Genomic DNA, 10,699 nt, shown 5'->3' with positions numbered 1-10,699 from the left:
GCCGACGATCGCGGCCAGCCCACCGGCGACGGCGCCGGCGAGGAACCCCACGGCCAACCCCGGCAGGGTCAGCAGGAACAGACGGTTCAGGCGCATCGCATCCAGCTCCTATCCGAGATCCACGACGCCGAACTTGATCATGCAGAAGAACAGCATGCCCAGGTAGAACACCGCGCCGAAGCCGATGATCGCGTTCGACCACCACTTCGGTCGGATGGGTTTGGGCAGCATCCTGTTGTTCACCAACAACAGGACCACGCAGTAGGCACCCATGGCGAACGTGGACAGGAACGCCAGGATGTCCAGCACGCCTTCCGGTCCGTCGGCCGGGCCGAAGTTCAGGATGAGGATGCCGAACGTGATGACGCCCCAAAGGAACCCGGCGTACAGGTGGGACATCTTGATCTTCCGTGCACCGGGCACGTGGAAGTAGGTCATGTCCGCCTGACCACGGGAGAACGAGTCGAACAGGCCGAGCGTCGCGTTCAACCCGATCATCGCGATGAACGCGAAGAACACGCCGCCGAGCACCGAACCACCGACAGCCGCGAACGAGTCGGACATCGCGGCGAGCGCCGCCGACCGGTCGCCGTCCTCGATGATGTCCTTGACGTTCGGGTTCTCCCGCGCGGCGGACTGGGCCAGCACGGTGAACGAGATCGTCACCAGCATCGTGATGCCCCAGAACAGCAGGAACGCGTCGAACGTGATCCACTTGCGCCAGCCGCGCCACTTCTCCATCTCGGCGGGGTTCGACGTGTCGAACATGAACCCGTGCGCCGGCACCTGCTCCTGTTCACCGGCCGTACGCAGACCACGAATCTTCGGGACGTGCGCGCCCATGCCGGCGCCGGCCTCACGCAGGTGCAGCGTGTACCACATCTGCTGCATGCCGGACGGCCCGGCGAACGCGATCGAGCCCACCACGATCGGGAACCACTCCGCGGACAGCATGCCGTCCGGGACGTAGCCGAACGCGAACATGCCGCCCAGCGTCGAGGCGAGGTCGCCCCAGGTTCCGGCGATCGACGCGATGATCGCCGTACCGACGACCAGTACGCCGATCAGGACCCCGAGGATCTTCTCCACGACGTCGTAGATGACGCTGGCCATGCTGAACAGGATGCCGACCAGGACCAGCACCACACACGCGGTGAGGACCCATGGAATTCCGGTCAGCTGCTCGAACGCGTTGGCCCCGGCGGACAGGTGGCCGGGCCACATATAGACCAGGATCGCCGTGACGAAGAAGAACCACATCAACGGTTTGAACACGCGTGCCGCACCGGTGAAGATGCTCTCCCCGGTCGCCATCGCGTAACGCGACATCTCGAGCATCACCACGGCCTGCAGGGTGACGCCGATCAGGAACAGCCACCGGATCTCCGGGCCGAAGACCAGTACCAACCGGGGCCACATGTACGACTCGCCCATGCCCACGCCGAGCGCGAGCAGGAAGACCGTCGGACCCAGCAGGTGAATGGACGGCGGCGCGTCCGGTAGTGGGCGGATCGGCATCGGTTCCAGCTTGCCGGCCCGCCATACCCGTTCCTCGCCCGCGACAGTGGCACTGCCCGCGGAGGGAGGATTCTGAGAATCCACCATTGGACCTCCAGTGTTCGGTTTCCGCCTGCCTGTCTGTCGACCCCAGCTGTGACCGCCTTCCTGGCGACCACCGTGTACTGCTCCCTGTCTGGTCGGCGGCGACTAGCCGTCGATGAGTCCGGCGGCCCGCGCCCACCGGTATTTCGCACCGAGGACCGCGACCGGCCGCTCGGTGGTGTAGGGGTAGGCGATCACGCGATGCTCGAACAGGTACTCGCTCGCCTGCTCGACCTCGGTGTCGCCCGCCAGCGACGCCACCACCGGCTTGTCGATCCCCTTGGCGCGCGCCTCGGCGAGCACCTTGGCGGTGAGCTCGGCGAACACCATCGGCGGCGTGACGATCGTGTGCCAGTAGCCCAGGATCAGCGCGTGGATACGCGGGTCCTCGAGACCGAGGCGGATGGTCGCCTCGTATGTCGAAGGTGGCTCGCCACCGGTGATGTCGATCGGGTTGCCCGCCGCCCCGAACGGCGGGATGAACGCGCGGAACGACTCGTCCAGGTCCGGCGGGATGTCCATCAGGGACAGTCCCTCCGCGACACAGGCGTCGGAGAGCAGCACGCCCGAGCCGCCCGCGCCGGTGATGATGACGACGTTCTCGCCCTGCGGGGTCGGCAGCAGCGGCAGCCCCCGGGCGAACTCGAGCATCTCGTGGAGGCCCGGCGCCCGAACCACGCCCGCCTGCCGGAGGATGTCGTCGTAGACCTTGTCGTCGCCGGCCAGTGCTCCGGTGTGCGAGCTCGCGGCCCGCGCACCCATCGCCGTACGGCCGGCCTTCAGCACCACCACGGGCTTCTTCTTCGTCATCCGCTTCGCGGTCTCGACGAACGCCCGGCCGTCCTTGAGGTCCTCCAGGTGCATCGCCACGCACTGGGTGTTGTCGTCCTGCTCGAAGTAGGTGAGCAGGTCGTCCTCGTCCACATCGGACTTGTTGCCCAGTCCGACGATGGCCGAGACGCCCATCTTGGTGGTGCGCGCGAAGCCCAGGATCGCCATCCCGATGCCGCCCGACTGCGAGGTGAGCGCCACGCCGCCCTTCACGTCGTAGGGCGTGCAGAAGGTCGCGCACAGGTTCTGCGGCGTGTAGTAGTAGCCGTAGATGTTGGGCCCGAGCATCCGGATGCCGTAGCGGTGCGCGATGCCGACGACCTCGTCCTGCAGCTCCGTGTTGCCGGTCTCGGCGAACCCGGACGGGATCATCACCGCGGCCGCGACGCCCTTCTCGCCGCACTCGGTGAGCGCGGCCGGCACGAACTTGGCCGGCACCGCGAACACCGCGACGTCGACCTCGCCCGGCACGTCGCCGACCGACTTGTAGGCCTTGCGGTCCATGATGGACTCGGCCTTCGGGTTGATCGGGTAGATCTCCCCCGCGTAGCCGCCGTTGATGAGGTTCTTCATCACCGAGTTGCCGATCTTGCCGGCCTGGTCGGAGGCGCCGATGACGGCCACCGAGCGCGGGTTCATCAGCCGGTCCATCACGCGCAGGATCTCGTCCTGGCTGTACTGCACCGGCGCGGCCCGCTCCTCGGTCTCCAGCAGGATCCGCACGTCCGCGGCGGTCGCGCCGCCGGCCGAGGCGAACACCGGGTTCAGGTCGAACTCGCTGATCTCCGGGAAGTCGGTGACCAGCTGGGAGACCTTCGCGATCACGCCGGCCACCGCGTCGAGGTCGACCGGCTCGGCGCCGCGGGCGCCCTGGAGCACCTCGGCCGCCTTGATCCCGGTGACCATCGAGCGCGCCTCGGTCGCGTCGACCGGCGCGAGCCGGAACGTCACGTCCTTGAGGACCTCGACCAGCACGCCGCCGAGCCCGAACGCGACCACCTTGCCGAACGTGCCGTCGGTGGTGGCGCCGACGATGACCTCCTGTCCACCGCCCACCATCTCCTGCACCTGGACGCCGACGATGCTCGCGGACTCCTTGTACGCCTTGGCGTTCGCGACGATCTGGTCGAACGCGGCACGCGCGGCGTCGCCGCCGTCCACGCCGACTTGCACGCCGCCCGCCTCGGTCTTGTGCAGGATGTCCGGCGAGACGATCTTGCAGGCCACCGGCTTGCCGATCTCCTCGGCGATCCGGGCCGCCTCGTCGGCCGTCGTCGCGAGTCCTTCCCGGGGGGTGGGGATCCCGTACGCGTCGCAGACCCGCTTGCCTTCCGGCGCGGTGAGCGAGTCCCGCCCCTCGGCCCGGACCTTGTCCAGAACCTCGCGGACGGCGCTCTTGTCTACCTCGGCCATGACCTCAGATCACTCCATTCGCCTTGAGCTCGGCGAGCTCCGCGTCGCCGAGACCGAGCTCGCCGTAGATGTCGTTGTTGTGCTCGCCCAGCAACGGCGAGCGCTGGACGTCGGCCGGCGAGTCGGAGAGCTTGATCGGCATGCCGACCGTCGCGAACTCGCCGCGCTCCGGATGGTCCACCTTGACGACGATCTCGTTCTCCGCCAACGAGGTGTCCTCGATGATCTCCTTGGTCGACAGGATCGGACCGCAGGGGATGTTGTGCGCGTTGAGCTTCGCGAGCACTTCCCACTTGTTGTGTTCGATCGACCAGTCCTCGATCATCTGGAACAGTTTGTCCAGTTTGGACAGTCGAGCCTCCGGAGTGTTCCAGTCCGGGTCGTCGACGAGCTCCGGGCGGCCGATCAGCTTCGCGATCGGCTCCCAGCCCACCGGCTGGACGATCACGTAGATGTAGTCGTTCGGGCCGCCGGGCGCGCACTTGACCGCCCAGCCGGGCTGCCCGCCGCCGGACGCGTTGCCCGACCGCGGCACGGTGTCCCCGAACTCCCGGTTCGGGTACTCGCCGAGCGGGCCGTGCGCCAGCCGCTGTTGGTCGCGCAGCTTGACCCGGCACAGGTTGAGCACCGCGTGCTGCATGGCGACCGTCACCCGCTGGCCGCGGCCGGTGCGCTCACGCTGGAACAGCGCGGCGAGGATGCCGGCCACGGTGTGGATGCCGGTGCCCGAGTCGCCGATCTGCGAACCGGTGGCGAGCGGCGGGCCGTCCTCCATGCCGGTGGTGGACATCGAGCCGCCCATCGCCTGCGCGACCACCTCGTAGGCCTTGAAGTGGGTGTAGGGCCCGTCGCCGAAGCCCTTGATGGACGCGTAGATCAGTCTTGGATTGATCTCCTGCAGCTTCTCCCACGAGAAGCCCATGCGGTCGACCGCGCCGGGCCCGAAGTTCTCCGCCAGGATGTCGAACTTGCCCACCAGCTCGGTGAACAGCTCCTTGCCCCGGTCGGACTTCATGTTCAGCGTGATGCTGCGCTTGTTGCAGTTCAGCATCGTGAAGTAGAGGCTGTCCACATCGGGCAGATCCCGCAGCTGCTTGCGGGTGATGTCCCCCGACACCGCCTCGAGCTTCACCACGTCCGCGCCGAGCCAGGCGAGGATCTGCGTGCACGACGGTCCGGACTGGACGTGGGTCATGTCGAGGACGCGAACGCCTTCGAGTGCCTTTCCCATGGCAGGCCCCCTTACTACTTGTACATGGTCTGGTTCATCGTCCCGGGCGCGTAGACCTCGGGATCGACCCAGACGTTGATCAACGACGGGAGGCCGCTCTCGCGCGCGCGCTCGAGTGCGGGCCGGATGTCCTTGGGGTCGCGGACCTCTTCGCCGTAGCCGCCGAGCAGCCGGGCGAACTCGTCGTAGCGCACGTCGCCGAGCGTGTTGCCGACCCGGCCGCGGTCCGCGCCGTACTTCTGGATCTGGCCGTAGCGAATCTGGTTCATCGACGAGTTGTTCCCGACGATGCCCACGAACGGCAGGTTGAAGCGGACCAGCGTCTCGAAGTCGAAGCCGGTCAGCGAGAACGCGCCGTCGCCGAACAGCGCGACGACCTCCTTGTCCGGCCTGGCGTACTTGGCCGCCATCACGAACGGCACGCCGACGCCGAGTGTCCCGAGTGGACCGGGGTCCATCCAGTGGCCGGGCGACTTGGGCTGCACGACCTGGCCGGAGAAGGTGACGATGTCGCCGCCGTCGCCGATGTAGATGGAGTCCTCCGTGAGGAACTCGTTGATCTCGTGCACCAGCCGGTACGGGTCGATCGGCGAGGCGTCGGACAGCTGGCGGGGCAGCCGCTTCTCGTAGGCCTGCGTCTCGACCGCGCGCAGCTCCTCGAGCCATTCCTTGCGCGCTGCCGAACCGTTGTCCACCCGACCGGACGCGGCCTGGGTGACCGCGGCGAGCACCGCGCCGGCGTCGCCGACGATGCCGAGGTCGATGTCGCGGTTCTTGCCGACCGTGCGGTAGTCCAGGTCGACCTGGACGACGGTCGCGTCCTGGGAGAGTCGCTTGCCGTAGCCCATCCGGAAGTCGAACGGCGTGCCGACGATGATGATCAGGTCGGCGTTCTGGAACGCGTAGCGGCGGGCGAGCTGCAGGTGGTGCGGGTCCTTTGGCGGCAGCGTGCCGCGGCCCGAGCCGTTCATGAAGGCCGGCACGTTGAGCGTGCGGACGAACTCGATGGCCGCGTCGGTGCCGCGGGTCGTCCATACCTGGCTGCCGAGCAGCACGCACGGCTTCTCCGCGCCGACTACGAGGTCGGCGAGCCGCTCGATGGCCGCCGGGTCACCCGCGCTCTTCGTGGACGCGCGGTAGGCGCCGGACTTCGGGATGCGCGCCTTCTCCAGCGGGACCTTCGCGTCGAGGATGTCGCGCGGGATCTCCAGGAACGCGGGGCCGGGTGCGCCGAGGTAGCACTCGCGGAAGGCCATCGACACCAGGTCCGCGACGCGCTCGGTGTGCGGCACCGTCGCGGCGAACTTGGTGATCGGGCTCATCATGTCGACGTGCGGCAGGTCCTGCAGCGAGCCCATCTTGTGCTGGGAGAGCGCGCCCTGGCCGCCGATCAGCAGCATGGGACTCTCCGCGCGCAAGGCGTTGGCCACGCCGGTGACCGCGTCGGTGGTGCCCGGGCCGGCGGTCACGACCGCGCAGCCGGGCTTGCCGGTGATGCGCGCGTAGCCGTCGGCCGCGTGCGCCGCGACCTGCTCGTGCCGTACGTCGATGACGTCGATGCCCTCGTCGACGCAGCCGTCGTAGATGTCGATGATGTGGCCACCGCAGAGGGTGAAGATCACGTCCACGCCCTCGGCCTTGAGCGCCTTGGCCACCAGGTGACCACCGGAGATCAACTCGGGTTCGCTCTCGGCTGCCGCCGGGCCCGAACTGGCGCTCTGTGGCGTCGTGTTGACCGATGAAGCCATCTGCCTGGTCATCTCCTCGTGTCAGTCATCGTCCTGCGCATACTGCATACCGTATGACTTTAGTGCTCTCTGAGAAACGTCGTCTACTGAGCGATAGTTCCATACTGTATGCTGCATACCAAACGTACACAAGAACGGAGCTTCCAGTGAAGGTTGCTGTTCTTGGGGCCGGCGCCATCGGCGCGTACGTCGGGGCGGCCCTGCACCGGGCGGGCGCCGAGGTGCATCTCATCGCGCGGGGCCCCCACCTACAGAAGATCCGCGAGTCGGGCGTGCTGGTCGAGAGCCCGCGCGGAGACTTCACGGCCCGGCCGCATGCGACGGACGACCCGGCCGAGGTCGGGCCGGTCGACCATGTCTTCCTGGGCCTGAAGGCCAACCGGTACGCCGACGCCGGCCCGATGGTCGAGCCGCTGCTGCACGACGAGACCACGATCATCGCGGCGCAGAACGGCATCCCGTGGTGGTACTTCCACGGTGTGCCCGGCAAGTACGCCGGCTACCGGATCGACAGCGTCGACCCCGGCGGCTCGGTCAGCAAGGCGCTGCCGGTCGAGCGCGCGATCGGCTGCGTGGTGTACGCGGCCACCGAGATCGCCTCCCCCGGCGTGATCCGCCACCTCGAGGGCACCCGCTTCTCGATCGGCGAGCCGACCGGCGAGATCTCCGCGCGCTGCGTGTCGTTCTCCGAGGCCATGATCGCCGGTGGGCTGAAGTGTCCGGTCGAGGCGGACCTGCGCAAGGACATCTGGCTCAAGCTGATGGGCAACATCGCGTTCAACCCGATCAGCGCCCTGACCCGCGCCACGATGGCCGGCATCTGCCGGCACCTGACCACCCGCGAGCTCGTGATCCAGATGATGCGGGAGACCCTCGACGTCGCCGCCCGCCTCGACGCGCACCCCGAGATCTCCATCGAACGCCGCCTGGCGGGCGCGGAGCGCGCCGGCGAGCACAAGACGTCCACGCTGCAGGACCTGGAGCGGGGCCGGCCGCTGGAGCTGGACGTGATCCTGCAGGCGGTCGTGGAGCTGGCCGACCTCACCGGCGCCTCCGCGCCGACGCTGCGCGTGGTGTGCGCGCTGGCCGACCTGCTGAACGAGCAGGTCTCCGCCGCCAACTGACCCACCTGCCCAGCGCGCCCCGGCGATCTCGCCGAGGCGCGCTGCTACGTCCGGCCCGGCCTAGCGGGCCGATCTCGCGTCGCTAGATCCGACCTAGCGGAACATCTCGCGCCTACCGGACGAAGGGCAAAGATGGGAGGTCCGGTGGACACACGCCTGCGGATCGCGGTGATCGTGGGGAGCACCCGGGAGGGCCGCGTCGGTGACGCGATCACCCGGTGGTTCGTCGATCGTGCGGAGAAGCGGGTGGACATCGACCTCGACGTACTCGACCTCGCGGACTACGACTTTCCGCAGCGCTACCCGGAGGAGGCGACCCCGCAGATGACGACGTTCACGACGGCGATCGACCGCTCCGACGGGTTCGTGGTCGTCACCCCCGAGTACAACCGCAGCTTTCCCGCGTCGCTCAAGCAGGCCATCGACTACGCCTTCGACGAGTGGCACGCCAAGCCCGTCGGGTTCGTGTCGTACGGCTGTCGCAGCCGCGGGCACTACGCGGTCGAGGCGCTGCGGGTCGTCTTCACCGAGCTGCACACGATGGCCGTGCGCGACGAGGTCGCCATCGACCTGCTGGACGCGCCCGGCGACCGGGACGATCTCGCGGTCACGACCATGCTCGACCAACTGACCTGGTGGGCGCGCGCGCTACGGGAGGCACGCGCGGCCCGCCCCTACATAGCCTGAGAAAACGAAGGGGAGGAAGTCCCATGAGTGATCTGGCCATCGAAACATCCGGCCTGGTCAAGGTGTTCGGCAAGACGCGCGCGGTGGACGGCGTCGACCTCGCGATCCCGGCCGGGTCCGTGTACGGGTTCCTGGGGCCCAACGGCGCCGGCAAGACGACCGCCGTCAAGGTGCTCGCCACGCTGCTGCGCCCGGACGGCGGCGAGGCCAGCGTGTTCGGTCACGACGTCGTTCGCGAGGCCGACGCGGTGCGGGCGCGGGTGAGCCTCACCGGTCAGTACGCGTCGGTCGACGAGGACCTGACCGGCACGGAGAACCTCATGCTGATCGGCCGGCTGCTCGGGCACCGCAAGCCGGCCGCGCGGGAGCGGTCGGGGCAGCTGCTCGACGCATTCGGGCTGACCGATGCCGCGGACAAGCAGGTGAAGCACTACTCCGGTGGCATGCGGCGGCGCATCGACATCGCCGCGAGCATCCTCAAGACGCCGGATGTGCTGTTCCTCGACGAGCCGACCACCGGGCTGGACCCGCGCAGTCGCAACCAGGTGTGGGACATCGTGCGGATCATCGTGGCGCAGGGCACCACCGTGCTGCTGACCACGCAGTACCTGGACGAGGCCGACCACCTCGCGTCCCGCATCGCAGTCATCGACCACGGCAAGGTGATCGCCGAGGGCACGCCGGGCGAGCTGAAGGCGTCGGTCGGTGCCGGTTCCATCCAGGTGCGGCTGCGCGACGCCGGCCAGCGGCCGGCCGCGCACCAGCTGCTCACGACCGTGCTCGGGTCGGCCGTCCAGTTCGATCCCGACCCGGTCGCGCTGACCGCCCAGCTGTCCGGAGAGGACAGTGACCGCTTCGCCGCCGAGCAGGCGTCCCGAGCGCTGGCCGAGCTCGCCGCGGCCGGCATCACCGTCGACAACTTCGCCCTCGGCCAGCCGACCCTCGACGAGGTGTTCCTGGCCCTGACCGACCACCCGGCCACCGGGTCCGACGCCGAGTCCGAGGAGGTTGCGGCATGACCACCACGACCGAGAACACTCCCACCACGTACACACCCGCGGCCGAGAGCCTGAACGCGGTGCTCGCCGCCGGCGAGGCGCCGACCCGGCCGAGCGCCTGGTCCGCGTCGGTGACGTTCGGCTGGCGGGCGATGCTGAAGATCAAGCACGTGCCGGAGCAGATGTTCGACGTGACGGCGTTCCCGATCATGATGGTGCTGATGTTCACCTACCTGTTCGGCGGTGCGCTGGCCGGCTCGGTGACCGAGTACCTGCAGTTCCTGCTGCCGGGCATCATGGTGACGAGCGTCGTGATGATCACCATGTACACCGGCACCGGCGTGAACATCGACATCCAGAAGGGCGTCTTCGACCGGTTCCGGACGCTGCCCGTGTGGCGCCCGTCGGCCCTCGTGGGTGCCATCTTCGGAGACGTCTTCCGCTACGTCACCGCGGCGGTGGTCATTCTCGTGGTGGGCCTGATCCTGGGCTTCCGTCCCGACGGCGGGTTCGTCGGGGTGACGCTGGGCATTCTGCTGCTGGTCGTGTTCTCATTCGCCTTCTCGTGGGTGTGGACGATGTTCGGCCTGTTCCTTCGGTCGGAGAAGTCGGTGATGGGCGTCAGCATGATGGTGCTGTTCCCGCTGACCTTCCTGTCCAACGTCTTCGTAGAACCCGAGACGATGCCGGGCTGGCTGCGCACCTTCGTCGAGCTGAACCCGATCACCCACCTCGTGGCAGCGGTCCGCAGTCTGATGCAGGGCAGCCCCGACGGCGGCGAGATCGTGTGGGTGCTCATCGCGAGCGCCGCACTGGTAGCGATCTTCGGTTCCCTGACGATGCGGCTCTACAACCGGAAGTAGCGAGTAGGGGGTTGGAAGCGGGATCTCCTTGCAAGCAAGGAGGTCCCGCTTCTTTGTGCGGTCACCTATCTAGTGTCCTGAGTCGTTAGTTCGCCGGTGGTTGGTAGGGTGTGGCATGCCGAGCCCGACAGTCGATCCGGTGGTCCTGACTGGCGAGGAACGACAGGTGCTGGTGGCCTGGAGTCGTCGTCGGAAGACGTCG

The 10,699-nt window shown here is 68.1% G+C and carries 8 protein-coding genes; 4 read left to right on the top strand and 4 right to left on the bottom strand.

Annotation, left to right across the window (positions count from 1 at the left end):
* Nucleotides 1-108: 108 nt before the first annotated feature.
* The 4 genes from ACRDSK_RS27165 to ACRDSK_RS27150 form a co-directional block, all read right to left on the bottom strand.
* Nucleotides 109-1,518 (bottom strand): Nramp family divalent metal transporter, encoded by a 1,410-nt coding sequence (locus tag ACRDSK_RS27165; RefSeq protein ID WP_431444153.1) that lies wholly within the window; start codon nucleotides 1,516-1,518, stop codon nucleotides 109-111.
* Between the two features lie 189 nt (nucleotides 1,519-1,707).
* Nucleotides 1,708-3,846, bottom strand: coding sequence for an acetate--CoA ligase family protein (locus ACRDSK_RS27160; RefSeq protein ID WP_431444151.1), 2,139 nt, complete (start codon nucleotides 3,844-3,846; stop codon nucleotides 1,708-1,710).
* A gap of 4 nt (nucleotides 3,847-3,850) precedes the next feature.
* A complete protein-coding gene (frc, locus tag ACRDSK_RS27155; RefSeq protein ID WP_431444150.1) occupies nucleotides 3,851-5,077 on the bottom strand; it encodes a formyl-CoA transferase in 1,227 nt (408 codons plus the stop codon).
* Between the two features lie 14 nt (nucleotides 5,078-5,091).
* Nucleotides 5,092-6,825, bottom strand: coding sequence for a thiamine pyrophosphate-binding protein (locus tag ACRDSK_RS27150; protein WP_431444149.1), 1,734 nt, complete (start codon nucleotides 6,823-6,825; stop codon nucleotides 5,092-5,094).
* 146 nt (nucleotides 6,826-6,971) lie between these two features.
* Between ACRDSK_RS27150 and ACRDSK_RS27145 the strand changes: the two genes are divergently transcribed.
* From ACRDSK_RS27145 to ACRDSK_RS27130, 4 genes are all read left to right on the top strand, one after another.
* Nucleotides 6,972-7,949, top strand: coding sequence for a 2-dehydropantoate 2-reductase (locus ACRDSK_RS27145; RefSeq protein ID WP_431444148.1), 978 nt, complete (start codon nucleotides 6,972-6,974; stop codon nucleotides 7,947-7,949).
* A 132-nt stretch (nucleotides 7,950-8,081) separates the two neighbouring features.
* Nucleotides 8,082-8,636, top strand: coding sequence for an NADPH-dependent FMN reductase (locus tag ACRDSK_RS27140; protein ID WP_431444147.1), 555 nt, complete (start codon nucleotides 8,082-8,084; stop codon nucleotides 8,634-8,636).
* 23 nt (nucleotides 8,637-8,659) lie between these two features.
* Nucleotides 8,660-9,655: an ATP-binding cassette domain-containing protein gene (locus tag ACRDSK_RS27135; RefSeq protein WP_431444146.1), complete on the top strand. Its 996-nt coding sequence runs from the start codon at nucleotides 8,660-8,662 to the stop codon at nucleotides 9,653-9,655.
* Nucleotides 9,652-10,497: an ABC transporter permease gene (locus tag ACRDSK_RS27130; RefSeq protein ID WP_431444145.1), complete on the top strand. Its 846-nt coding sequence runs from the start codon at nucleotides 9,652-9,654 to the stop codon at nucleotides 10,495-10,497. The genes ACRDSK_RS27135 and ACRDSK_RS27130 overlap by 4 nt, the downstream gene beginning before the upstream one ends.
* The last annotated feature ends 202 nt before the right edge of the window (nucleotides 10,498-10,699 follow it).

The sequence above is a fragment of the Actinophytocola sp. genome (assembly GCF_050699915.1).
GTDB lineage: Bacteria > Actinomycetota > Actinomycetes > Mycobacteriales > Pseudonocardiaceae > Actinophytocola.
Note: the sequence above shows the minus strand (reverse complement) of the source record. Positions and strands in the feature narration are given on the sequence as shown.